Here is a 22755-nt window from a genome sequence, read left to right as displayed (position 1 = left end):
AGCAGGACAAGCGGGCCGGCGCCCGGGTGGGCAGTGCCGTGGTCGCCGTGGATGGGCCGCAAATGGTCGGCCATCGCGGCCGGCATTACCACCCCCCGCCGGCCGCACCGCCCGCCGCGCGGTTCACCACGGCGCCAGCCGCCACTGCGCCTGCCCGGTGTCCAGCCGCTGCTGCAGGCCCAACCGGTCGAGGAAGATGGCATCGTGCGAGGCCACCAGCAGTGCGCCGGTAAAGCTGCGCAGCAGTGTCTCGAGCGCTTCGATCGAGGCCAAATCCAGCTGATTGGTGGGCTCGTCCAGTAACAGCAACTGCGCCGGCTGGGCCCGATACAGCGCGCAGGCCAGCGCCGCCTTGAGCCGCTGGCCGCCGCTGAGCTGGCCGGTGGGCAGGTAGGCACGCTGCCGGTCCAGCCCAAGCAACGCCAGGCGCAGCCGCTGGGCGTGCTCGGCTGCGGCAGGATCGGCATCGCACAGCTGCGCGGCGGCCGAGCGGGCCGGGTCGAGCATGGCCAGGTCCTGATCCAGATAAGCCACCGGCACATGCACCTCGCACTGGCCCGCCTGCGCCGCCAGGCGCCCGCCCAACAGCTGCAGCAGCGAGGATTTACCGCTGCCGTTCGGGCCGACCAGCCCGATGCGGGGCTGGCCGTGCAGCAGCAGGTCCACGCGTCGCCCACCCAGCCGCCCATCGGCCAACTCCACCTGCCGCAGGGTCGCCAAGCGTTGCGACGCGCCTGCAGCCCTTGCCGGTGCCAGCAGTGCGATGGCGTCTGCGGTCTCAAGCCGTGCTGCCGCCTGCGTCACCGCCTCCGACAAGCGTGCCTGCTCGGCCTGACGGTGCTGCTGCAGCTGGCCGGCACTAACCTCGCTGCGCTGCCGCTGGCCGCCGAGCAGGATGGGCGCCTGATTGGCCTGCGCCGCCGCCCGTGCACCCCGCGCCTGGCGCTGTTGCTGGCGCATGTGCTGCTCGCGCAATGCCTGTTGCCCGCGTGCGCGTGCCTGTTTGCGCTGTGCAAGCAGCGCGCAGGCCGCCTGCTGCTCGCCTGCGTGCTGCCGCGTGTAGTGGGTGTAGTTGCCGCCATAGCTGCGCACCCCGTGCGCGGACAGCGCCAGGATGCGCTGCATGCCGTCCAGCAGCAGACGGTCATGACTGATGATCAGCAATCCGCCATTCCACGCCTGCAACTGCGCCATCAGCCGCTGTCGCTGTGGGCCGTCCAGATGGTTGCTGGGCTCATCCAGGATCAGCATGTCAGGTTGCATCAGCCAGGCACCGGCAAGCGCCACCCGCATGGCTTCGCCCCCACTCAAATGCGCGGCAGGCGCCTGCGGATCGCGGCCAGCGAGCCCTTGCTGTTCGAGCGCTGCAGCGAACTCGGCGTGGGCATTCCAGCGTTCGCCCACCCGCTCGAAATCGGCAGGCGCCACGCTCCCGCAGGCGATTCGCTCCAATGCATCCAGCAGCGGAGCCACACATGCCAGATCGGCGATGCGCTGCCCCGGCGTCGCGCTCACGCGCTGCGGCAGGTAATGCACGCTGCCATGGCGCACGCAGCGGCCGCTGCTGGGTGCCAGCTGGCCGGCCAGCAGACGCCCGAGCACACTCTTGCCCACACCATTGCGACCGACCAGTCCCGTGTGGCGCTGATCGATGTGCAGGGTCAGATCGGAAAACAGCGTACTGCCATCGGGCAGCACGAACGCGACGCTTTCCAGCGTCAACGACGGACAGGTCATCAGTGTCTCCATTGCATGCCAGGACACGTCGCGTTCCAGACGGAACGGCAACGGGTATGGCCGTCATCACGACGGCGGCATCAATGGCGCATTGGACCAATCCTCGACGAGTAGGTGCGGCACAAGTGTATGCCCGCCCACGGCTACGGCGAAACCCCCGGACATCACGGCGCCGAACAGTCCGCTCAACTACAGCGGGATATCGGCAGGAACCTGCACGTCTGCAAGCTTTAGTGCGCCTGCTCGATAGAAAGGCTAGCAAGACATAGCGAGAAGTCGTCAGGTAAAGGTGGACGGCGCTCAGGCCCGGAGCGTGCGAGTGGCACATGCCACGCCGAGCATCGGCAGCACGTGCCTGACAGTGAGCACAGTCGGTTTGTTCGCTGCTCGTAGCCGACGCGCGTCCGCTCTTATTGATATGCGCAAGACCGCGCCGACGCATCGGATACTCGCCGGCACCGCAGCGACACTCAGACCGCAAGATGCGCGGTGCCTGATCGCTTCGCCGTCAGGCACCCATCGGCTTTTGCGCAATGACGGTGGGAAAAATGCTGGCGCGATCGTCGATGAAGCGCACCCGCGCAAAGCCGGCACTTTCCAGTTGCGTGCGCGTCTGCGCGTGGGTGCGAAACGATGCCCAGCGCGCCTGGACGATATCGATGAAGACCTGGCTCTGCAGCACCAGCGATTCCCGGTCCAACAGCGCCAGTTTCCAGGGAGATTCCGCACACAGACTGGGAGGAGGCGTCAGGAAACTCGCCACCAGCGTACCGCCCGGCCGCAGCCTGTTGAGGAACGCGCGATAGAGCGCGACCACGCGCGCATCGTCGGGCTCGTACAGATTGAGGCCGTTGCTGGTCACCACGTCCACACTGTCCGCGTCGCCCCGCGCCCAGGCATCTTCCAGGCGCAGCGACAGCTGCTGCTCCAGCCCGTAGCGACGTGCCAGTTCCAGCGCACCGTCCAACGCCTGCGGGTCCAGATCGATGCCGATCAAGCGCACATCCGCACACTGCCGATAGTCCAGGCTCAACACATCGCCCATCCACCCACACGGCACCGACGCGATCGTCATGCCGGGTCGCAACAAAGCCTGCAATTGCGCGCGGAAGATGCCGAACCGCTCGCGGGTTGCAAGCACGGCCGGCGTCTTCTCGAAGATTTCGTACTCCAATGCCGGCGTGGCGTCCTGCGGCAGGGTTCCCGCCTCATAGGTGACCAACCGATGCGTCCACTCCGCATTGAGCCCGCGATTGCGAAGCAGGAACCGCCCCAGTTCCATCGCCCACAACGCATCGACCAGTTGCAACAGACGCTCCACTTCGGCAGCAGAACGGCCGCTGTCCTGCTGCAGTCGCGACCTGATCGACGCAAGCAGTGTCGCATCGTCGTGCAAGGTATCGCCGGCGTGCGAGATCAGGCGCGCATGCGGCGCGGTGGGCGGCATGGAGGGCTCGTCGCGTTGCATCGTTCACCTCGGCACGCGTTGATCGCGGGTGCCGAGCATGGTGACGAACCTGGCGGTGCACTACGGCCGGAAGCGCGATGCAGAGTCCCGGTGAGCGAACGGGCGTCGCGTGCGCGCAGGATCGCGACGGCATCCGGTCATGCGTGTGCAGTACAGCGCAGCACGCGACTCAGCCCAGACCGAATGCGGGGTGATAGGCCACGTCGGCCAGCGGCAACAGTCGGTCGCCGAATGCCAGCGCCTGCAATTCCGATACGGGTGCATCGGGCACGCTCAGGCCCGGCTCGACGGCAAACCCGAACCGGCGGAAAAACCCCGGTTCGCCGAACGCAACGCATCCCGCCGCGCCGCGTTCGCGCAAGGTGGCCAGGGCTGCGTGCACCAGACGGGTGCCCAGGCCCTGGCGTTGGTGGCCCGGGCCCACCGCCAGCGGCCCCAGCGCGAACCAGCCGGACGAACCGTCGGACAAGCTCACCGGCGACACTGCCAGATGGCCGACCACATACCCATCGTGATCGGCGACCAATGACAGTGCCAGCACATCATCGCCCCGCAGCGCAGCGATCACGTGCTGCTCATCATGGCGGCTGTGCTCGGCGCGCATGAATGCCACCATGGTCAATATCTCGATGGCTGCCGCGTCGCCGTCGCTGGCCTCGCGGATCAGCACCGCCATCGGCGGCTCGGGCTGCGCGGGCGGCATGTCGTCGGCCTCGTGCATCACAGGCTCTGCAACAGCTCGGCGAACGCGCCCGCTGCCGTGTCCACATGCGCGGCAAGATCGTGCTCATCGTCGACCAGCAACAGCCGCGCACGACGCGCCTGTGCCCAGGCGATGACGTCTGCGGCAGGAATCAATGCATCGCGCCACGCATGTACCACCGAGATCGGCACCGGCGCAGCATCCAGCGCCGGCAACGGGCCCATCGAGGTTGGCGGTACCATCAGAAACAGCCCGCGTGTCGGCACCTGCAGCGACACCTGCGCGGCGATATACGCGCCAAGGCTGGATCCCACCAGCACCAGTGGCCCCTTGTCTGCCGCATCGCGTGCAATCTGCAGCAAGCGCTGCAGGCGTCCACGCACGTCACCGAGTGGGCTGACGTCGCGTTGCGCATCCAGATCGGTGAAGTCCGGGCGGTCGTGAGTCCAGCCCAGGCGCGCGGCAACCTCGGCCAATGCGCTCACCTTGCGTGCCGCCGGGCCGCTCTCGAACCCGTGCGCCAGAATGCAATGGCCGCGGCTCATAGCGCCTTCACCATATCGCCAACACGCAGCACACCCCCGCGCAGGACACGCGCGCACAAGCCGCCATGTCCACGCATCGCGTTGTACCCGCCGGCGCCAAGCGCGTCTTCCATCCGCGAACACGGGTCGCACGGATCGGTGCCTTCCAGCTCGACATCGCCGATGCAAAAGCGCCGCCCTTTCAACGCGATCAGCGGAATGCCCGACACCACCAGATTCCGTCGCAACGTGGCCGGCGCGATCGTCGCATGCCCGGCCAGCGCTGCGATCACCGGCAGATGCTCGGCCTGGATCAAGGTGATCCCACGCTTGCCGCTGCCGCCCTTGTAACGATCGCCTACAAGGCCGATGCCGGTGGTGGCCTGCGCGGCGTCCACCTCCAGCATCTCCACGTCACGCGCAGGACGCACGCCGATCCAGGTCACCAGACCGGTCTGCGGTAGCGTCGCCATCAATTTGCCCAGCGGGCTGTCGGGATTCAAAGCCATCGGGCAATGCTAGCATTCGCTTCATGTCCGATGCCGTCCTGCCGTCGCCGCCGATCACCTACGCGCCATTGCCTTACGAATCGCGACTGGCGCGACGCCGGCGCGAGCAGATCGACATGGTGGTCATCCATTGCACCGAACTGCCGGACATGGCGATGGCGCGCGATTACGGCGAGCGCGTGCTCTACGACAGCGGCACCGGCAACAGCGGGCATTACTACATCGATCGCAACGGCAGCATTCAGCAGTACGTGGCGCTGGAGCGCGTGGCGCATCACGTGCGCGGCCACAATCCGCATACCCTGGGCATCGAGCTGGTCAACAGTGGGCGCTATCCGCATTGGCTCGACTCGCGCCATCAGGTGATGCACGAGGCGTATCCGGACGTGCAGATCGCCGCCTTGGTCACCTTGCTTCAGTGGCTGCAGCAGCAGCTGCCATCGGTGCGCCGCATCGCCGGCCACCAGGAACTGGACACCACCCAGGAAGCGGCCAGCGACGATCCCGCACACAAGATCCAGCGCAAGCTCGATCCAGGCCCGTTGTTCCCATGGCCCCGTATCGAAGCGGCGGTCGGCTGGGCGCACGCATTGCGTTGAGTGCGCCGGTCACGCGCTAGGCAACGCACGCACGACCAGAGCGATCATGGATCGACTGCGCGATAGGTCTTTTCGCCCGCATTTACCGCCACCGCCAGCCGGTTTTCCGGCGGCGCGATCGGGCAGACCACGTGCGGGGTGAACGCGCAGGGCGGGTTTTCGGCGAGATTGAAATCGAGCAGCACATGACCATCGCGCGGCATCGCGGTGAACAGGTAGCGCGCGCCGCCATAACTTTCCTTGCCACTGGTGCGATCGGTAAACAGAAAAAACAGGCCGCTTCCGTCATGCTGCGCAATTGGCTGCAGATGGTATTCGTGACCATCCCGGGTAAACACCGCCTCGCCGGGAACTTCGGCCGTCAGCGGCGTGCCGATGGATGTCAGCAAGGTCACCGACCGCGGCGCGGCATAGGGGTGCCAGCGCGCATCAACCCGCCACTGCGGGTCGATCGGGAAATATTCAAAGCCCTGAAATGCGATCAACGCCGGCGCCACCGGGTCGCGAAAACGCCAGCCAAACAATGTGCCGGTTTGCACCAGATAGAACTGCCGGTTGCCCACATCGAGCCGGTCGCCACGCTGGTCCGCGCGTTCCGGCTCCAGGCTGACCTCATCCACGGGCTGTCCGTTCAACCTGACGGCCGCACCGGCGGCCGCCTTGAAGCGCACATGGCCCCGCACATCCAGGCTGAGCTGGCCCAGCTGTCCAGGGCCGGCCGGCAAGACGAGATCGTTGTGCGGATCGCTTCCCACCCGGTACTGACCTGCACGCAGGCGGCCGGAGCCGGTATAGCTCAGCCAGCCGTCGGGCGCACGCACCTGCGCCAATCGCTGCGCGCGCGCGCGTTCCAATGCGAGCCGATACACCTGAGGCTGATCGGTCGTCGACCGCTTGGAGACACGCACATCGCCAGCGTCGCCCGAGCTTGCCGAACACGCCGCCATCGCCATCACTGCGACGCACAAGGCGCCCTTCTGCAACTGCAACCGCATGCATCCACCCGCCACTGCAAGAAACTGCGCTCCGCGCAGCGAGCCTGCGTCCCCACAGACCACCATTCCTGCGCGTATTGTGCCTGATCAGGAAGCGGTCGCGACCGGGCGCGCCGGATCCTGCAACCAGCCACTCCAGGACCCGGCATAGACGCGCGCGCCGGACAAGCCAGCCGCTTCCAGCGCCAACAACAGATGACAGGCGGTCACGCCCGATCCGCACATCACCACGGCCTGCTCGGGCCGGTACGCGCCGAGCAGTGCAGACAGCTCGGCACGCAGTTCATCGGCAGGCTTGAAGCGGCCATCGCGGATGCTCAGACCCAGCGGACGACTCAGCGCACCCGGCACATGCCCGGCAACCGGGTCGATCGGTTCCACCTCACCGCGAAACCGCTCGCCTGCGCGCGCATCCAGCAGCCAGCCCGGCGCCTGGCCCAGCCGCGCCAGGATCTGTTCGGCGTCCACGACGGCATCGGCGTCGAAACTGCCGGGATATGCAGCGCTGTCGTGCCCTGCCGGCAGCTCGGTGGTGTCGGCAAAGCCAGCGGCGCGCCACGCGGCCAGCCCGCCATCGAGCACCGCCACGCGGCGATGCCCCATCAGCCGCAGCATCCACCACGCGCGTGCGGCGGCCATGCTGCCGTCGCCCGTGTCGTAGACCACCACCTGGCTCTGCGGATCGATGCCCCAGGCGCCCAGGCGCCTGGCGAAGTCGGCGCTGGGCGGCAATGGATGCCGTCCTTGGTCGGCACGCGACAGGTCGGCCAGGTCATGATCGAGATCGACGTAGTGCGCGCCGGGCAGGTGCCCTTGCACATACGCCTTGCGCGCGGCCTGTGGGTCGGGGGCAGTCGGCGGCGCAGCGCGCGCATCCAGCAGCCGCAATTGTGGATGCGGCAATGCCGCTGCCAGGGCGGCGCTATCGACCAGCGTGGTCCAGTTCGGATCGGCACTCATGCAACCTGCTCCAGGCGACGACGAAGATTGAGAAGGATGGCCGCGGTAGCGCCCCAGATGCGTTGTCCGGGCCAGGCGTACTCAAGCACGCGACGCGGGCGGCCTCGGAACTCCAGCTCCACGCTGCGCAAATTGTCCGGGTCCATCAAATAGGTCAGCGGTACTTCGAAGATTTCGGCCACTTCCTCCGGTTGCGGTACGGCCACGAACGCCGGGTCGATCACCGCTACCACCGGCGTTACCCGGAATCCGCTCACGGTCAGGAATGGATCCAGATACCCCAGCGCATGCACCTGCTGCGGACCCAACGCGATCTCCTCGCAGCTCTCGCGCAGTGCCGCCGCTGCCGCATCCGCATCGGAAGGCTCCATCCGCCCGCCGGGGAAACTGACTTGCCCGGCATGATGGCGCAAGCTGTCGGTGCGCCGGGTCAGCAGCACCATCGTGCCCTGCTCGCGCGGCACCAGACCGCACAGCACCGCCGCTTCGGCGGAAGCGCCATCTTCGGTCAGGTCGATCAGTTCGGCATGGTTCCAGCCTGGACCCTGGGGTGCGGTGTCCAGCGGATACAGCGCCCGGCGCAACTGCGCGTACTCGGGCAGTGCCGCCACTAGCCCACGTGCAGGCAACACGGCGTGCAACAACTCCTGGCGTTCGGCGTCACTCATGCTCATCCAGCGTGCAATTTCATCCAGGCTGCGAAAGCAGCCGACACAGTGCGACTGCGCGTCCAACGAACATACACCGATACACGGGCTGGGCAGGTCACCGTCATCGGAATCGGTGTCGCTCATCGCTCGTTTCCGCAGATGCGGCGTGGGTATTTCATCGATCTCTTCAGCAGGTTGGCGACGCCAAAACGACAACGCCGGCCTGGTGGCCGGCGTTGTCAGTGCAACAGCAAACGCAATTACTTGACGCTGACCAGCTTGATCTCGAACTGCACGGCCACGTTCGGCGGGAACGGCGTACGCGGGTCGGCGCCATAGGCCTGATCCGACGGCAACGTCACTTCCCACTTGGAGCCGGCCGGCATCTGCAGCAGGGTCTCGCGCATGGCCTTCATTTCGACCTCGCTGACCTTGATGGCCGGGATCTGCTGCGCCGGACGCGCCTTCTCGCGGTCGCCGAAGGGGAACGGACCGGCCACTTCCAGCTGCACGGTGCTCGCCTGGGTCGGCTTGGCGCCCTTGCCTGCTTCGATCACGCGGTACTGCACGCCGCTCGGCAAGGTCTGCACGCCTGCGGTGCTCTTGTTCTTGGCCAGGAACGCTTCGCTCTTGGTCTTGTTGGCAGCAGCGGCCTTGTCGTACTCGGCCTTGGCCTGCTGGGCGCGGCCCTGCTCACGCTTCTGGAACGCTTCGACCGCAGGCTTGAGCTGGTCGGCGGTGATCGCCGGCTGCTTCTTGGCATAGGCGTCCTGCAGACCCTTTACCACCGCGTTGATGTCGAGCTGCTCGCCGCGACCGGTGAGCTCGGCAAGGTTATTGCCGTAGTCGTAACCGAAGTAATAGCTCAACTTGCCCTTTTCGGACGTCGTGTCCTGGGCCAGTGCATTGCCCGTCAGGGCCAGGGCCGCCACAGCGACCGCGATAGAACGCAACTTCATCAAACAATTCTCCAGGGTGGTGGCACAGGACGGGTCTGCCGCCTGAGATGACGCGCTAGGATAGCGGCCGCGATACCGAACCGCTACTTATCACGAAAGCTAGGACCAGCAAGGCTTTCGGAAGTTCCGTATTTACTTTTTTTTTACGTTCGCAGGGGTTTGCCATGTCCAATGACGCCATTCTGATCGCCGATCACGCCAGTGTCCGGACCATTACGGTCAATCGGCCGGACAAACTGAACGCATTGAACCGCAATACCATGCTTGCGTTGGATCAGGCGTTCTTAGACGCGGCGAACGCCGACGATGTACGCGTGGTGATCCTCACCGGCGCCGGGCCCAAAGCGTTCGTGGCCGGTGCGGACATCGCGGAAATGAGCGATCTGTCGGCGATGGATGGCCGCGAATTCTCGCTGGTCGGGCAGCGGTTGATGCGCCGGATCGAGCGCATGCCCAAACCCGTGCTCGCCATGGTCAACGGATTCGCGCTCGGTGGCGGGCTGGAGCTGGCAATGGCCTGCCATCTGCGCATCGCCGCATCCACCGCACGTCTGGGGCAGCCGGAAATCAACCTCGGTCTGATTCCCGGCTTCGGCGGCACCCAGCGCCTGCTGCGCTTGACCGGACGTGCCGCAGCACTGGAGTTGTGCCTGCTCGGCATGCCGATCGATGCAGCGCGCGCTATGCAACTGGGCTTGGTCAATCGTGTGGTCGAGCCGGATGCCTTGCAGGAGGAAACCCAGGCCTTGGCCGAGCGCCTGGCCAACGCCGCGCCGCTGGCATTACGCGGCATTCTGGACGCGGTCGTGTTCGGCGGCGAATGCGGGATCGAAGAGGGACTGCAGCTGGAAACCGCGCAATTTGCCCTGTTATTCGCCAGCGACGACATGCGCGAAGGCACCCGCGCGTTCCTCGATAAGCGTCCCGCACAGTTCCGCAACCGCTGAGCACCCTGATGCCGCACGACCCCATCCCGGCACCGCGCGCACTGGTCATGCACCTGTTCGACTGCGTGCAAGCGGACGATCTCGATCGCGCACTGCAGCTCGGCCTGATGGACTACCAGCCTGACCCGCACCTCGATGCAGCAGATGCACCGGTCGTTGCAGCCCTGCTCGCTGCGCAACAGCGCCTGCACGTTGCGTGGGCCGCACGCGAACGCTATCGCGCACGTGCCGCGCGGCTGCAACGCCGCGCCGCCGAGCGCGACGCACGGCGCGCACCCGCACCGGTGCCCAGCCAGCCGGCAGTGGCTGCGTTGCCGCCCTTGGCCGCGGCGATCCTGGCGCGTGCCAAAGCCAAGGCAGCGGGAGGGACACAGCCTTGAACGCTGCACGCCCTGCACCGCCGGCACGCCGCGGCAGCACCATGCGCAAGCCTGAAATACAGGAAATGTTCGAGCGTCTGCGCGAACTGAACCCCCACCCGACCACCGAACTGGAATACACCACCCCGTTCGAATTGTTGATCGCGGTGCTGCTGTCGGCGCAGGCCACCGATGTCGGCGTCAACAAGGCTACCCGCAAGCTGTATCCGGTCGCCAATACGCCGCGCGACATTCTCGATCTCGGCGAAGAAGGGCTGAAGCGCTACATCGCCACCATCGGGCTGTTCAATGCCAAGGCCAAGAACGTCATCGCCACCTGCCGCATCCTGCTTGAGCAATACGGCGGCGAAGTACCGCACGATCGCGCGGCACTGGAAGCCCTACCCGGCGTCGGCCGCAAGACCGCCAACGTGGTGCTCAACACCGCATTCGGCGAACCGACGATGGCCGTGGACACGCACATCTTTCGCGTCGCCAACCGCACTGGCCTTGCACCGGGCAAGGACGTGCGCGCGGTCGAAGACAAGCTGGTCAAGGTCATCCCCACAGAATTCTTGAACGACGCGCACCACTGGCTGATCCTGCATGGCCGCTACGTGTGCAAGGCACGCAAACCCGATTGCCCGGGCTGCGTGATCCATGACCTGTGCCGATACCGCGACAAGACCCAGCCGCCCCCAGAGCGGCCAACAAGAACCAAGGGGTGATGCAGCATGGCATCGGAGCACGGTGCCGCGGCGAGTTCTGATCCGCACCCAGCAAACGCAAGGCTGCAAGTTTTGCCGATTGCCGATTGCCCAATCCCGGCCCAAAAAAAATCGTGGCCGGATGATGCGTCTTTCGGCGCCATGCATCATCCGGTCACGACAGACTGATCCCGGCGCGAACGCCGGGACAACAACAGGTATTACGCCGCCTTACGCGGTTCCGGTGCCGGCACCGAGACGCTTTCCTTGGCCGCTCGGCCTTCGACGCGTCGCTCCAGCTCCTTCCAGTCCACGACCAACTCGCATCCGCGCGAGGCCGCATTCCGGCTCCAATCGCGCAGCAACTCGATGCAGGCATGGTCGACGTGATGCAGTTTGGCCACGTCCAGATGCAGCGCGGTGTTCGGCGGCACGCTTTCCAGCGTCCGCGCCATTGCCGGCACCTTCAGGAACGTTGCCGAACCCTGCAGGGTCAGATGCATCTCGTCCTTCTTGTCGGCGTGCTCGCGCACTTCGACCTTCAGACGCGAGGAATGCAACGCCAGGCGGAACAGCGACAGGCCGAAGCCGATCAGCACGCCGGTCAGCAGGTCGGTTGCCACGATCGCGAAGGTCGTGGCCAGGTAGATCGCCGCCGTTCCACGACCGTAGGTCGCCAACTCCTTGACCTGCCCGATCTTGATCATCTTCACGCCGGTATACACCAGGATGCCAGCCAGACACGCCACTGGCGTCATCCGCAACAGCCACGGCAACAGCATTGCGAACACCAACAACCAACTGCCGTGCAGGATGGTCGACGCACGCGTCGCCGCACCGGCCTGCACATTGGCCGCACTGCGGACGATCACGCCGGTCATCGGCAGCGCGCCCAGGAAGCCGCACAGCATATTGCCCACGCCCTGCGCCGCCAGCTCACGGTCGTACTGCGTCCGTGCACCCTGATGCATGCGGTCCACTGCGGCCGCCGACAAGAGCGTTTCGGCGCTGGCGATGAAGGCAAAGGTCACCGCCGACACCAGCAAGGTGTGGTTGAACACACCAAAGATGTCAGAGATGCTGGGGATGCTGATCGCTGAAAACAGGTTGCTCGGAACGTCGACACGATTGACGTCCAGGCCCTGCAGCTGCGCCGTCGCAGTTACCGCGACCACCGCGATCAACGCACCCGGCAAGAAGCGCAGACGCTGCGGACGCAGCTTGTCCCACGCCAGGATGATGCCGATCGTTGCCAGACCCACGAACAACGCCGTGCGACCGGTGCCTGCGCTGATCGCCTGCCACAACACGGCAGGCAATGCAGCGAAGTTCTCCAGACCACGCGCCTTGGGTGCGGCGTCCATCAGTACATGCGCCTGAGATGCGACGATCAGGATGCCGATGCCCGACAGCATGCCGGCCACCACGGCCGGCGATGTCATGCGGAACCACACACCTGCCCGGCACAGACCGGCCACCAGCTGAATCGCACCGGCCACCAGAATCACCGGCCCCAGCGCGGCAGCGCCGTGCTCACGCACCAGTTCAAACACCAACACAGCCAGGCCGGCGGCCGGACCGCTCACCTGCAAGGGAGAGCCCGCCAGGAAGCCAACGACCAGCCCACCGATGATGCCGGTGATCAGACCTGTGGCCGGCGGCATGCCGGAAGCGATCGCAATACCCATGCACAAGGGCAGCGCGACAAGAAAGACCACCACAGACGCCAACAAATCACGCCCAAACAGTCCCTGACGGAAATATCCGCCGACACCTGATGTGTTCATCGTCGACTCCCTCAGGCGAGTTCAGCGCGAACGACTTGTTGCAGTCGCGGACGCGGAGTGGCTTCGGGGGTGCTTTCGGCCAGCAATGGGCGGAAGCCACCCTTCTCGGCATCGAAGGCGCGGATCTCCCCGTGGGCGATATCGTAGATCCAGCCATGAATGCGCAAGGTGCCTGCCGCCAGACGGGCCGCAACCACCGGCTGGGTGCGCAGGTGATCGAGCTGCGAGACCACATTCTCTTCGGTCATGCAGCTCAATGCGTCCTGGCTCGCCGGATCGTGGCCGTGATGCGCGGTGACGTGACGCGCCGCATCGGTGTGCTTGAGCCACGCCGCCACGGACGGCACATCTTCCAGCGACTCCGGCTTGAGCACAGCTTTCATGGCGCCGCAGTCGGTGTGGCCGCAGATCACGATGTGACGCACGCCCAGCACTGCGATGGCGTACTCGATCGCCGCAACCACGCCGCTGACATGCTGGGAGTACGGCGGCACCACATTGCCGATATTGCGGTAAACGAACAATTCGCCGGGCTGCGCGGAAAAGATCAGTTCTGGCATGACGCGCGAGTCGGCGCAGGTGATGAACAGCGTATGCGGGCTCTGGCCGCCGGCCAGTTCCTGAAAGCGCGCACTCTGGCGCGGATACACTTCCTTACGGAAATGGCGAAAACCTTCTAGCAAACTTTCCATGGGAGATTCCTCTAGGCAACGGATAGCGATCCGCGGCGCAAACCGCGAATTGCAAAGACAAACAAATCAATAGGAAATCCGGCGCGCAACGCACCGGGTACAGCGACAGCGGGGATCAGCCAAGCAGTGCGTTTGGAGGACGCAGTTGCGGGATCAGGTCGCGTTTTTGATTTGCCGGCGCATGATGCGCGTGCCAAGAGGGGGAATACCGCGCCAGCATCGGCCATGCTTGGGAGAGCAAGGGGATATCGTCTGCAGGCTGTGTATCGACTTGGCTTTGTGTATCGCCTTCGTCCTGCGGATCTTCTGCTGCATCGCGTTCTTCGCCAGCATCCACCATCACCGCCAATCCGTCGCTCATCAATGCATCATGGATGCGCGTATGTGCGCTGGCTGCCGACCACGCGGTGAGCGCGAGCAGGCAGACCAGGAGCAATTGGAGGAATCGAGGAAACATGGCCTCGAAACTAACAATTTAGAAGCTGCATGCGCAAGTGGTGCATTGCACAAGCTGACATAAAACATGCCCGCCAATGGCTGCGGTTCAGGTCGCCACGGCAGACGCTTTCAATGGCTCCCAATTCAGCATTGCGGGATGCACTGTCATATAGCCGAGTCGTTCAGGTTATTGACACACGGCGACACAGTACAAACGCTCGTAAACTCTTGTCTTCAATGGCAAAAATCATTTATTACGTTTCTGTGGTTTTGTCACATTAACGCAACTTTCACGCCATAGCCTGCGCCCACTTTCTCAGGTCGCAAGGCATCTATGAAACTCGCTCCCACCCTGCTTGGTTCGGCACTGTTGCTGGCACTTGCCGCACCCGCCGCGCATGCCGAAATCGCCATCGATGTGATCGGCGGCTCGGAGGTCTCGCTGGAAGGCCTGGTCCAGGCCGACGGCAACTGGTTCCACAACGATGTGCAGGATCTCAACGGCGCGATCGGCGCCAATGGCGACAATTCAGAATTCAGCATCCGTCGCGCCGAATTGGTGCTCAAGGGCAAGGGCCCGGGCAACGTTGAGTGGGTGGCCGGGTACGATCCGAGCGTGCTGAAGGAAGTGACCATCCGTGGCACCACCATCCGCAGCACCGGTCGCTTTCTGGACAACAACGTCAAGTACAAGTTCGGCGGCAACGCCAACAATTACCTGCAGATCGGTCAGTTCAAGCAGCCCAATAGTCTGGAAGAGCTGTCCAGCACCAAAAACAACGATTTCGTCTCCAAGGCGTCGGTGACCAATACCTACGGCATGTCGCGTCGGTTGGGCGTGGCGTACGGCATGGGCGACAACAACTGGAGCGTGACTGCCAGTGCCTTCGGCCGCGAACTGACCCGTAACCAGGCCCATGGCAGCGGTTACGGCGCGCGCGGCACCTGGGCGCCGATCAACGAGAGCGGCAATGTGCTGCACTTCGGTCTGAGCTACCTGGGTTACGACACCGACGACGACACCCTGCGCCTGCGTGCACGTCCGGACGCCGACCTCACCACCATCCGTCTGATCGACAGCGGCGCCATCACCAATGTGGATCGCGTGGGTGTGGCCGGTGCCGAGGCGATGTGGGTGACCGGGCCGTTCAAGCTGCAGAGCGAATATTTCCAGGAGAACGCCAAGCGCATCGGCAACAACGCGCAGGATTACAAGAGCGACGGCTGGTACGTCAGCGGCGTGTGGAACATCAGCGGCGAAACCTGGGGCTACAAGGCCGGCGTGCCGACCACCCCGCTGCCGAACGAACCGGCGTCGGGCCTGTGGCAGCTGGCCGTGCGCTACGACACCCTGGACCTCAACGATGGTCACCTGATCGCCAACGGCAATACACCGTTCGTGGATGGGGTGCTGGGCGGCAAGATGAACGTGTGGACCATCGGCGCCAACTGGTACTGGCGCTCCAACTTCAAGTTCGCGCTGGACTACGCAAAGGTGGAAAGCACCCGTTACAGCAGCGCCACGCGCAGTCTGGTCGATGACAACCCGTCGATCATCGAAGCGCGTGCGCAGTTCTATTGGTAAGCCTCTGCGTCCCTGTCCACCGTGTGCGCTCGCCTGAGTGTAGGCGGTGGTCGGACTCGCCTCGGCTGCCCCGGTATGCGTTCGCATACCCATCTTAGTTCTGTCATCTGTTCGACACCTCACGGTCATGCCCTTGCCCTGCAATGGCGCCACCGCGGGACGTCGTGATCCCTACCCTTTTCTGGAGCTGTTCCGTGACCCACTCCTTCAAGACCCGTCTGGCCGTCGGCGTGCTCGCCGCTTCGCTGGCGTTGTGCGCCCAGGCTGCCGATGTCACCGGCGCCGGTGCGTCCTTCATCTACCCCGTCATGTCCAAGTGGTCGGCCGACTACAACGCCGCCACCAAGAAGCAGGTCAACTATCAATCGATCGGCTCCGGCGGCGGCATTGCCCAGATCAAGGCAGCCAGCGTGGACTTCGGCTCCTCCGATGCCCCGCTGAAGCCGGAAGACCTGGCCGCTGCCGGCCTGGCGCAGTTTCCGTCGGTCATCGGCGGCGTGGTGCCGGTGGTCAACGTGCCCGGTATCGCCCCCGGCACGCTCAAGCTCGATGGCAAGACCCTGGCGACATCTTCCTGGGCAAGGTCAGCACCTGGAACGATCCGGCGATTGCCGCGCTCAACCCGGGTGTGAAGCTCCCCGACGGCAAGATCACCGTGGTGCACCGCTCCGATGGTTCGGGCACCAGCTTCAACTTCACCAACTACCTGTCCAAGGTCAACCCGGACTGGAAGAGCAAGGTCGGCGAAGGCACCGCCGTGCAGTGGCCGACCGGCATCGGCGGCAAGGGCAACGAGGGTGTGGCTGCCTATGTGAAGCAGATCAAGGGTGGCATCGGCTACGTCGAGCTCTCGTACGCACTGCAGAACAAGATGGCCTATACCGCGATGAAAAATGCGGCCGGCAAGGTTGTGCAGCCGTCCGATGAAACCTTCGCCGCCGCGGCCAACAGTGCCGACTGGGCCAACACCAAGGACTTCTACCTGGTGATGACCAACGCCGCCGGTGACAACGCCTGGCCGATCACTGCCACCAACTTCATCCTGGTGCAGAAGAAGCCGAAGAATGCCGCGGGCCTCAAGAACACCCTGGAATTCTTCCGCTGGGTCTACAGCAAGGGCGACGCGCAGGCCAAGGCGCTGGACTACGTGCCGCTGCCGGACAGCCTGGTGACGCAGATCGAAGGGTATTGGGCCAAGAACCTGCCGCGCTAAACGCGTGCAGCGACGCAGCGGCGTGCATCACCAGGTGCGCGCCGCTGCAGGTGACGACGGCGGTTGCGCATGAGCACCGACTCCGGCGCGCTTCCACCAAGCCAGGCTGACACCTCCGTGTCACGTTGACTGGCCACTCTCAGCAGGACAGGAACGACGCCGTCTCTCTCCCCGGCGTCGGGACCGGGACGCGGATCCCGGGGGTGCGATCCCCCGCGATTCGCGTCTTTTTTTGTGATGCCTCTCCGGAAGGCACTGTCATGCGGGTGTAACAAAAACATCATTTCATAGCGTGGTCTGCCGGACACCGGCCCATCCAGCCTCGGAGCTTCCATGAAACTGCAGTCGGCCAGCCTGACCGCCCTGTCCCTCACCATCGCCCTTGCCCTGGCCGCGTGCTCGCCCGGCAAGGACGCGCAGTCCGGCGACGCCGCCAAAGGTGCGCCGACCGCAGGTACCGCCGCCAGCGACAGCAAGGGCGCAGAAATCTCCGGCGCCGGCGCGTCCTTCATCTACCCGCTGGTGTCCAAGTGGTCGGCCGACTACAACGCTGCTACCGGCAACAAGGTGAACTACCAGTCCATCGGTTCGGGCGGCGGCATTGCGCAGATCAAGGCGGGTACGGTGGATTTTGGCTCGACCGACAAGCCGCTCGATAGCGCCGAACTGCAACAGGCCGGCCTGGGCCAGTTCCCGTCCGCCATCGGCGGCGTGGTGCCGGTGGTCAATCTGGAAGGCATGGCACCGGGCAAGCTGCGTCTGACCGGCGCGCTGCTGGGCGACATCTTCCTGGGCAAGGTCACCATGTGGAACGACGCGGCCATTGTCGCGGCCAATCCCGGCGTGACCCTGCCGGCCACCAAGATCAACCTGGTGCATCGCTCGGACGGTTCGGGCACCACCTTCAACTTCTCCAACTACCTGTCCAAGGTCAGCCCGGAGTGGAAGAGCAAGGTCGGCGAAGGCACCTCCGTGCAGTGGCCGGGCGGCGTGGGCGGCAAGGGCAATGAAGGCGTTGCCTCGTACGTGCAGCAGATCAAGGGTTCGATCGGTTACGTCGAGCTGGCTTATGCGCTGCAGAACAAGATGCCGTACACCTCGCTGCAGAACGCTGCAGGCCAGTGGGTCGAGCCGAATGCAGACAGCTTTGCCGCCGCTGCCGCCAGTGCCGACTGGGCCAATGCCAGGGACTTCAATCTGGTGATCACCAATGCGCCGGGCGAAAAGGCCTGGCCGATCACGGCCACCAACTTCATGCTGATGCACAAGCAGGCCAAGGATGCGGCGCGCAGCAAGGCGACGCTGGACTTCTTCAAGTGGGCGCTGGAAAACGGCCAGGCTCAGGCCAGCGAGCTGCATTACGTGCCGCTGCCGCCGGAGCTGGTGAAGCAGATCGAAGCCTATTGGGGCAGCGAGTTCAAGTAATGCCTGCATCCCGCCTGCATGGCGGGCTGCGCGGCGGTGAGGTGCCTGCGGGTACCTCCCCGTTCCTGATGTTTCACGCTCCCGCCAACGCGCGGGTGACGAGTTCAATCGAATGAATGCCACCGCCCTTCCCGAAGCGATGACCGCCCCCCGCGGCCGCGATCTGCGCGATGCGCGTGCCGATCGCCTGTTCAAGCTTGCGCTGGCCGCCACCGTCGTGTTCGCCCTGTTGGCGCTCGGCAGCGCAGCGCTGTCGATGTTGTGGGGCGGACGCCATGCACTGCAGATGCAGGGTCTGAGCTTTTTCTATTCCGCCGACTGGAATCCAGTCGAAAACAAGTACGGTGCGCTGGCGCCGATTTACGGCACCCTGGTGACCGCATTGATCGCGATGGTGATCGCGGTGCCGGTGAGCTTTGGCATCGCCTTCTTTCTCACCGAAGTGGCGCCGCGCTGGTTGCGCGGGCCGGTGGGCACGGCAATCGAACTGCTGGCCGGCATTCCGTCGATCATCTACGGCATGTGGGGCCTGTTTGTGCTGGTGCCGGTGATGACCGAGCACGTGACGCCGTGGCTCAACGATCACCTGGGCACGCTGCCGGTGATCGGTCCGCTGTTTCAGGGGCCGCCGCTGGGCATCGGCCTGCTCACTGCAGGTTTCGTGTTGGCGATCATGGTGATCCCGTTTATCTCCTCGGTAATGCGCGAAGTGTTTCTGACCGTGCCGACGCGCCTGAAGGAGTCGGCATACGCGCTTGGCTCCACCAAGTGGGAAGTCAGCTGGGACATCGTGTTGCCGTATACACGCTCGGCGGTGATTGGCGGCGTGTTTCTCGGGCTAGGACGCGCGTTGGGCGAAACCATGGCGGTGGCCTTCGTGGTCGGCAACACAGTGCGGCTGTCGCCCTCGTTGCTGGAGCCTGGCACCACCATTGCGGCATTGATCGCCAATGACTTCGGCGAGGCCACCGAAACCTATCGCTCGGCCCTGCTGCTGCTGGGCTTCGTATTGTTCATCGTGACCTTCATCGTGCTGGCGATCGCGCGCTTCATGCTGATGCAGCTGTCGCGTCGGGAGGGCAACTGATGTCTGCGTCTTCGGTCTCGCAATCGCTGTACAACCGTCGCCGCATCACCAATGTGGTGGCACTGTTGTTGTCGTGCATCACCGCGGTGTTCGGGCTGTTCTTCCTGGCCTGGATCCTGTGGACCTTGTTGTCCAAGGGCGTGCCCGGCATCGATCTCAATCTGTTTACCAAGATGACGCCGCCACCGATGCAGGAAGGTGGCCTGCTCAATGCTTTCTTCGGCAGCGCGGTGATGTGCGGGCTGGCGCTGGCGATCGGGACGCCACTGGGCGTGGCGGCCGGCACCTGGCTGGCCGAGTACGGCAATGCGCGCAAGGCGGGCATCGTGGTGCGCTTCGTCAACGACATCCTGTTGTCGGCGCCGTCGATCGTGCTGGGCCTGTTCGTCTACACCTTGTATGTGATCCAGACCGGCGGGCGCTTCTCTGCATTTGCAGGCGCGTTGTCGCTGGCCTTCATCGTGTTGCCGGTGGTGGTGCGCACCACCGACGAGATGCTGCGGCTGGTGCCGGCGCAGATGCGCGAAGCCGCGTTGTCGCTGGGCATTCCGCAGTGGAAGGTCACCGTGCAGGTGCTCTATCGCGCCGCTTCGGCCGGCATTCTCACCGGCGTGCTGCTGGCGCTGGCACGCATCAGCGGTGAAACCGCACCGTTGCTGTTCACTGCGTTCGGCAATCAATACTGGAACAGCAACATCTTCCAACCGATGGCCAGCGTGCCGGTGATCATGAACCAGTTTGCAGGCAGCCCGTACGAATCCTGGCAGACCCTGGCCTGGTCCGGCGCGCTAGTGCTGACCGTGTTCGTCTTGTTGGTGAGCCTGGGCGCACGTGCGCTGCTGCTGCGTAACAAGATTTCCAATGACTGACCTTTCTTTCCGGACACCCGATATGAACGATCTCCAAAACGCCAAGCCGATGCATCGCATCGCTGTTCCGGCCGCCAAGGGGGCGCCGACGGCGCAGGCGCCGGTGAAGGTGGCCGCACGCAATCTGGATTTCTATTACGACAAGTACCACGCGCTCAAAAGCATCGACATCGAGATTCCGGAAAAGCGCGTTACCGCGCTGATCGGCCCCTCCGGCTGCGGCAAATCGACCCTGCTGCGCATCTTCAACCGCATCTATGCGCTATACCCCAAGATGGAAGCGCGCGGCGAGGTGCTGCTGGATGGCGAAAACATCCTGTCGCCGAAGTATCCGATGAACCGCCTGCGCAGCAAGGTGGGCATGGTGTTCCAGAAGCCGGTGCCGTTTCCGATGACCATCTTCGAAAACGTCGCCTACGGCATCCGTCACCACGAAAAACTGTCCAAGCCCGACATGCAGAACCGCGTGGAACAGGCCTTGCGCCAGGGCGCATTGTGGGACGAGGTCAAGGACAAGCTGGGGCAAAGCGCGCTGGGCCTGTCTGGCGGCCAGCAGCAACGCCTGTGCATTGCGCGTGCAGTTGCGCTGCGTCCGGACGTGTTGCTGCTGGACGAACCCACCTCGGCGCTGGATCCGATCTCCACCAGCCGTATCGAACAGTTGGTGGAAGAACTCAAGCGTGACTACACCATCGTGATCGTGACCCACAACATGCAGCAGGCCGCGCGCGTGTCCGATTACACCGCCTTCATGTATCTGGGCGACCTGATCGAACACGACCGCACCGAAACCATTTTTTCCCAGCCGTCCAAGCAGCAGACCGAGGACTACATCACCGGCCGTTTCGGTTGATGTAAGGCGCCGCACCTCCACGCCCGCACTGAAGCAGCTCCGTCACTCTGCCCTGCACATTGTTCGGCGTGGCTGACGGACATCCACCACTGCCACGAATCGAGATCACGATGAACCAGCACCTCAACGACCATATCGTCAAAAGCTACGACGAGGAGCAGCACCGTCTTGTCGCCGAGATCGTGCGCATGGGCGACACGGCGGTGGCGCAACTGGAAGCGGCGCTGGATGTCGTGGAGCGTCGCGACGACAACGCCGCGCACCGTATCGTGGTCAACGACGAAGCGATCGACGCACTGGAACATGCGATCAGCCACGACGTGATGCGCCTGGCACTGCGCGGCCCGATGGCGCGCGATCTGCGCGAGATTCTGGCCGGCCTGCGGATTCCTGCGGATATCGAACGCATCGGCGATTACGCGGCCAACGTGGCCAAGCGCTCGATCGCCCTCAATTCCGCGCCGCCGCTGCCGCAGACGGTAGGCTTGCGCGCGCTTGGTCAGATGGCCGCCGATGCGGTACGCGAAGCCGTGCAGGCGTATCGCAACAAGGATGCCGACGCAGCGATCCGTGTGCGCGACGAAGACGCACGCCTGGACGCGCAATACACCGCCCTGTTCCGCGAGCTGCTGACCTACATGATGGAAGACCCGCGCAACATCACGCCGTGTACGCACCTACTATTCATGGCCAAGAACCTGGAGCGCATCGGCGACCATGCGACCAACATCGCCGAGAACGTGTGGTTCCTGGTGCATGGCGAACAGCCGCTGCCGCCGCGTCTGAAGCGCGACGACACCAGCACGACCGGCGTGATCTGATCGCCGCCGGGGATCGGCACGAATGGGCGGTAAATCGCGAAAGCCTTATTTCATTGCGTATTCAGCTAAAAATTCCTACGGTGGGATTGTCCACAGGCCGTTCCTGTGACGCAGGAGTACGTAGATGAAACGCCTCATCGGATCTTTCATGGTTGTGTCCCTGCTGGCCTCGGGTGCCGCGTTCGCCACACCCCAGCAGCAGGACAATCACGATCACGATCACGATCGCGACCGTATCGAGCAGCGTCACGATGATCGCGGCCCGGACCGGCATGACGATCACCGAAACGACAGGCGCGATGATCGACGCAGCGCGCACCACGACGATCATCGCAACGACCGCCATGGTCCGCCCTTCCATCGCGGCGAGCGTCTTGCACCTGACCATCGCGGGAACCGCGTCGCCGATTACCGCAAGCATCACCTCAAGCAACCGACGCGCGGACATGAATGGCGCCGCGTGGACAATCGATACGTGCTGATTGCCATTGCAACCGGCTTGATCGCCAGCGTCGTCGGCGGGGGTTGATCCCCGCGTATCCGCATCATCAAGCAGGCCCGCTCGGCAGCATGCGGAGCGGGCCTGCTTTGCGTGGGTTGTGGCTGTGGGTTGTGGCTGTGGGTGGTGGGCCTGTAGCGAATCGGGCCAACACTGGCAGTGCAGTTGATAGATGCTGGTTTATCCGCGGGACGGGTGCGAAGCGCTGTGGAAAGCGCTCCTCTGGCAAGGACGCTTCCAGGTGGAGCAGCTGACAACATTCCTGCGCTCATCTGCTGGTGTTGTAGCCTGCACTCTGTGCGGCATGTACCACGCGTGCACTTGGTGTCTACGCGGACAGTCCACCCCAGGCTGACGATGTCTTGTTCG

23 protein-coding genes, 1 other RNA gene and 1 pseudogene are annotated in these 22755 nt (G+C 64.4%); 12 read left to right on the top strand and 13 right to left on the bottom strand.

The window, feature by feature from the left end; translation table 11 throughout:
* Positions 1 to 123: 123 nt before the first annotated feature.
* From BJD12_RS21320 to BJD12_RS21295, 6 genes are all read right to left on the bottom strand, one after another.
* Positions 124 to 1737 (bottom strand): ABC-F family ATP-binding cassette domain-containing protein, encoded by a 1614-nt coding sequence (locus BJD12_RS21320; protein ID WP_042828586.1) that lies wholly within the window; start codon positions 1735 to 1737, stop codon positions 124 to 126.
* A gap of 253 nt (positions 1738 to 1990) precedes the next feature.
* Positions 1991 to 2065: non-coding RNA, sX9 sRNA (locus tag BJD12_RS21315), on the bottom strand.
* A 180-nt stretch (positions 2066 to 2245) separates the two neighbouring features.
* Positions 2246 to 3205 carry an SAM-dependent methyltransferase gene (locus BJD12_RS21310; RefSeq protein ID WP_005996698.1) on the bottom strand — a complete coding sequence of 320 codons (960 nt, stop codon included), beginning with the start codon at positions 3203 to 3205 and terminating at the stop codon, positions 2246 to 2248.
* Positions 3206 to 3374: 169 nt separating this feature from the next.
* Complete coding sequence (locus BJD12_RS21305) at positions 3375 to 3881, bottom strand: GNAT family N-acetyltransferase (RefSeq protein ID WP_042828587.1); 507 nt, start codon at positions 3879 to 3881, stop codon at positions 3375 to 3377.
* A gap of 44 nt (positions 3882 to 3925) precedes the next feature.
* The gene (locus tag BJD12_RS21300) at positions 3926 to 4453 is read right to left on the bottom strand and encodes an alpha/beta fold hydrolase (RefSeq protein ID WP_005996700.1); all 528 of its coding nucleotides are present in this window, start codon (positions 4451 to 4453) and stop codon (positions 3926 to 3928) included.
* Complete coding sequence (locus BJD12_RS21295) at positions 4450 to 4941, bottom strand: MOSC domain-containing protein (RefSeq protein WP_005996701.1); 492 nt, start codon at positions 4939 to 4941, stop codon at positions 4450 to 4452. Before BJD12_RS21295 ends, BJD12_RS21300 begins: the two co-directional genes overlap by 4 nt.
* A gap of 23 nt (positions 4942 to 4964) precedes the next feature.
* Between BJD12_RS21295 and BJD12_RS21290 the strand changes: the two genes are divergently transcribed.
* Positions 4965 to 5540 (top strand): N-acetylmuramoyl-L-alanine amidase, encoded by a 576-nt coding sequence (locus BJD12_RS21290; RefSeq protein ID WP_005996702.1) that lies wholly within the window; start codon positions 4965 to 4967, stop codon positions 5538 to 5540.
* Between the two features lie 44 nt (positions 5541 to 5584).
* On the opposite strand, the gene BJD12_RS21285 is transcribed toward BJD12_RS21290, so the two are convergent.
* The 4 genes from BJD12_RS21285 to BJD12_RS21270 all read right to left on the bottom strand — a co-directional run bounded on the left by BJD12_RS21285 (position 5585) and on the right by BJD12_RS21270 (position 9104).
* On the bottom strand, positions 5585 to 6535 hold the full coding sequence (locus BJD12_RS21285) for a DUF1684 domain-containing protein (protein WP_005996703.1): 951 nt from the start codon (positions 6533 to 6535) through the stop codon (positions 5585 to 5587).
* Positions 6536 to 6622: 87 nt separating this feature from the next.
* Complete coding sequence (locus tag BJD12_RS21280; RefSeq protein WP_005996705.1) at positions 6623 to 7495, bottom strand: sulfurtransferase; 873 nt, start codon at positions 7493 to 7495, stop codon at positions 6623 to 6625.
* Positions 7492 to 8289 (bottom strand): CoA pyrophosphatase, encoded by a 798-nt coding sequence (locus tag BJD12_RS21275; RefSeq protein ID WP_005996707.1) that lies wholly within the window; start codon positions 8287 to 8289, stop codon positions 7492 to 7494. Before BJD12_RS21275 ends, BJD12_RS21280 begins: the two co-directional genes overlap by 4 nt.
* Positions 8290 to 8405: 116 nt before the next feature.
* The gene (locus BJD12_RS21270; protein WP_005996709.1) at positions 8406 to 9104 is read right to left on the bottom strand and encodes an FKBP-type peptidyl-prolyl cis-trans isomerase N-terminal domain-containing protein; all 699 of its coding nucleotides are present in this window, start codon (positions 9102 to 9104) and stop codon (positions 8406 to 8408) included.
* Positions 9105 to 9268: 164 nt separating this feature from the next.
* On the opposite strand from BJD12_RS21270, the gene BJD12_RS21265 reads away from it, so the two are divergent.
* From BJD12_RS21265 to nth, 3 genes are read left to right on the top strand one after another with little or no spacing between them, the layout of a single operon-like run.
* Positions 9269 to 10051, top strand: coding sequence for an enoyl-CoA hydratase/isomerase family protein (locus BJD12_RS21265; protein ID WP_005996711.1), 783 nt, complete (start codon positions 9269 to 9271; stop codon positions 10049 to 10051).
* A gap of 8 nt (positions 10052 to 10059) precedes the next feature.
* On the top strand, positions 10060 to 10431 hold the full coding sequence (locus BJD12_RS21260) for a hypothetical protein (RefSeq protein WP_005996713.1): 372 nt from the start codon (positions 10060 to 10062) through the stop codon (positions 10429 to 10431).
* A 41-nt stretch (positions 10432 to 10472) separates the two neighbouring features.
* Positions 10473 to 11138 (top strand): endonuclease III, encoded by a 666-nt coding sequence (gene nth, locus BJD12_RS21255; RefSeq protein ID WP_005996715.1) that lies wholly within the window; start codon positions 10473 to 10475, stop codon positions 11136 to 11138.
* Positions 11139 to 11338: 200 nt separating this feature from the next.
* On the opposite strand, the gene BJD12_RS21250 is transcribed toward nth, so the two are convergent.
* From BJD12_RS21250 to BJD12_RS21240, 3 genes are all read right to left on the bottom strand, one after another.
* Complete coding sequence (locus tag BJD12_RS21250; RefSeq protein WP_005996717.1) at positions 11339 to 12904, bottom strand: SulP family inorganic anion transporter; 1566 nt, start codon at positions 12902 to 12904, stop codon at positions 11339 to 11341.
* Between the two features lie 11 nt (positions 12905 to 12915).
* Positions 12916 to 13596 carry a carbonic anhydrase gene (locus BJD12_RS21245; RefSeq protein WP_005996719.1) on the bottom strand — a complete coding sequence of 227 codons (681 nt, stop codon included), beginning with the start codon at positions 13594 to 13596 and terminating at the stop codon, positions 12916 to 12918.
* A gap of 115 nt (positions 13597 to 13711) precedes the next feature.
* Complete coding sequence (locus BJD12_RS21240; RefSeq protein WP_039420819.1) at positions 13712 to 14032, bottom strand: hypothetical protein; 321 nt, start codon at positions 14030 to 14032, stop codon at positions 13712 to 13714.
* Positions 14033 to 14368: 336 nt separating this feature from the next.
* Between BJD12_RS21240 and BJD12_RS21235 the strand changes: the two genes are divergently transcribed.
* The 8 genes and pseudogenes from BJD12_RS21235 to BJD12_RS21200 all read left to right on the top strand — a co-directional run bounded on the left by BJD12_RS21235 (position 14369) and on the right by BJD12_RS21200 (position 22416).
* A complete protein-coding gene (locus BJD12_RS21235; protein WP_005994742.1) occupies positions 14369 to 15619 on the top strand; it encodes an OprO/OprP family phosphate-selective porin in 1251 nt (416 codons plus the stop codon).
* A 194-nt stretch (positions 15620 to 15813) separates the two neighbouring features.
* Positions 15814 to 16832, top strand: a pseudogene (gene pstS, locus BJD12_RS21230) (phosphate ABC transporter substrate-binding protein PstS).
* A 333-nt stretch (positions 16833 to 17165) separates the two neighbouring features.
* Positions 17166 to 18257, top strand: a complete 1092-nt coding sequence (gene pstS, locus BJD12_RS21225; RefSeq protein ID WP_005994737.1) for a phosphate ABC transporter substrate-binding protein PstS — start codon at positions 17166 to 17168, stop codon at positions 18255 to 18257.
* Positions 18258 to 18369: 112 nt separating this feature from the next.
* Positions 18370 to 19344 (top strand): phosphate ABC transporter permease subunit PstC, encoded by a 975-nt coding sequence (gene pstC, locus BJD12_RS21220; protein ID WP_005994736.1) that lies wholly within the window; start codon positions 18370 to 18372, stop codon positions 19342 to 19344.
* Entirely contained in the window at positions 19344 to 20213 is an 870-nt protein-coding gene (gene pstA, locus BJD12_RS21215; protein ID WP_005994735.1) for a phosphate ABC transporter permease PstA, read from the top strand. Before pstC ends, pstA begins: the two co-directional genes overlap by 1 nt.
* A 22-nt stretch (positions 20214 to 20235) precedes the next feature.
* The gene (gene pstB, locus BJD12_RS21210; protein WP_039420807.1) at positions 20236 to 21066 is read left to right on the top strand and encodes a phosphate ABC transporter ATP-binding protein PstB; all 831 of its coding nucleotides are present in this window, start codon (positions 20236 to 20238) and stop codon (positions 21064 to 21066) included.
* A 110-nt stretch (positions 21067 to 21176) separates the two neighbouring features.
* Positions 21177 to 21887, top strand: a complete 711-nt coding sequence (phoU, locus tag BJD12_RS21205) for a phosphate signaling complex protein PhoU (protein WP_005994733.1) — start codon at positions 21177 to 21179, stop codon at positions 21885 to 21887.
* Between the two features lie 124 nt (positions 21888 to 22011).
* Entirely contained in the window at positions 22012 to 22416 is a 405-nt protein-coding gene (locus BJD12_RS21200; RefSeq protein ID WP_042828278.1) for an RcnB family protein, read from the top strand.
* The last annotated feature ends 339 nt before the right edge of the window (positions 22417 to 22755 follow it).

The organism is Xanthomonas vesicatoria ATCC 35937 (genome assembly GCF_001908725.1).
GTDB lineage: Bacteria > Pseudomonadota > Gammaproteobacteria > Xanthomonadales > Xanthomonadaceae > Xanthomonas > Xanthomonas vesicatoria.
The sequence above is the reverse complement of the archived record's forward strand: the minus strand, read 5'-3'. Positions and strand labels throughout refer to the sequence as shown.

Coding starts and splice junctions, on each gene's coding strand:
- BJD12_RS21320 (WP_042828586.1), bottom strand. CDS start 1,737: ATGACCTGTCCGTCGTTGACGCTGGAAAGCGTCGCGTTCGTGCTGCCC.
- BJD12_RS21310 (WP_005996698.1), bottom strand. CDS start 3,205: ATGCAACGCGACGAGCCCTCCATGCCGCCCACCGCGCCGCATGCGCGC.
- BJD12_RS21305 (WP_042828587.1), bottom strand. CDS start 3,881: ATGGCGGTGCTGATCCGCGAGGCCAGCGACGGCGACGCGGCAGCCATC.
- BJD12_RS21300 (WP_005996700.1), bottom strand. CDS start 4,453: ATGAGCCGCGGCCATTGCATTCTGGCGCACGGGTTCGAGAGCGGCCCG.
- BJD12_RS21295 (WP_005996701.1), bottom strand. CDS start 4,941: ATGGCTTTGAATCCCGACAGCCCGCTGGGCAAATTGATGGCGACGCTA.
- BJD12_RS21290 (WP_005996702.1), top strand. CDS start 4,965: ATGTCCGATGCCGTCCTGCCGTCGCCGCCGATCACCTACGCGCCATTG.
- BJD12_RS21285 (WP_005996703.1), bottom strand. CDS start 6,535: ATGCGGTTGCAGTTGCAGAAGGGCGCCTTGTGCGTCGCAGTGATGGCG.
- BJD12_RS21280 (WP_005996705.1), bottom strand. CDS start 7,495: ATGAGTGCCGATCCGAACTGGACCACGCTGGTCGATAGCGCCGCCCTG.
- BJD12_RS21275 (WP_005996707.1), bottom strand. CDS start 8,289: ATGAGCGACACCGATTCCGATGACGGTGACCTGCCCAGCCCGTGTATC.
- BJD12_RS21270 (WP_005996709.1), bottom strand. CDS start 9,104: ATGAAGTTGCGTTCTATCGCGGTCGCTGTGGCGGCCCTGGCCCTGACG.
- BJD12_RS21265 (WP_005996711.1), top strand. CDS start 9,269: ATGTCCAATGACGCCATTCTGATCGCCGATCACGCCAGTGTCCGGACC.
- BJD12_RS21260 (WP_005996713.1), top strand. CDS start 10,060: ATGCCGCACGACCCCATCCCGGCACCGCGCGCACTGGTCATGCACCTG.
- nth (WP_005996715.1), top strand. CDS start 10,473: ATGCGCAAGCCTGAAATACAGGAAATGTTCGAGCGTCTGCGCGAACTG.
- BJD12_RS21250 (WP_005996717.1), bottom strand. CDS start 12,904: ATGAACACATCAGGTGTCGGCGGATATTTCCGTCAGGGACTGTTTGGG.
- BJD12_RS21245 (WP_005996719.1), bottom strand. CDS start 13,596: ATGGAAAGTTTGCTAGAAGGTTTTCGCCATTTCCGTAAGGAAGTGTAT.
- BJD12_RS21235 (WP_005994742.1), top strand. CDS start 14,369: ATGAAACTCGCTCCCACCCTGCTTGGTTCGGCACTGTTGCTGGCACTT.
- pstS (WP_005994737.1), top strand. CDS start 17,166: ATGAAACTGCAGTCGGCCAGCCTGACCGCCCTGTCCCTCACCATCGCC.
- pstC (WP_005994736.1), top strand. CDS start 18,370: ATGAATGCCACCGCCCTTCCCGAAGCGATGACCGCCCCCCGCGGCCGC.
- pstA (WP_005994735.1), top strand. CDS start 19,344: ATGTCTGCGTCTTCGGTCTCGCAATCGCTGTACAACCGTCGCCGCATC.
- pstB (WP_039420807.1), top strand. CDS start 20,236: ATGAACGATCTCCAAAACGCCAAGCCGATGCATCGCATCGCTGTTCCG.
- phoU (WP_005994733.1), top strand. CDS start 21,177: ATGAACCAGCACCTCAACGACCATATCGTCAAAAGCTACGACGAGGAG.
- BJD12_RS21200 (WP_042828278.1), top strand. CDS start 22,012: ATGAAACGCCTCATCGGATCTTTCATGGTTGTGTCCCTGCTGGCCTCG.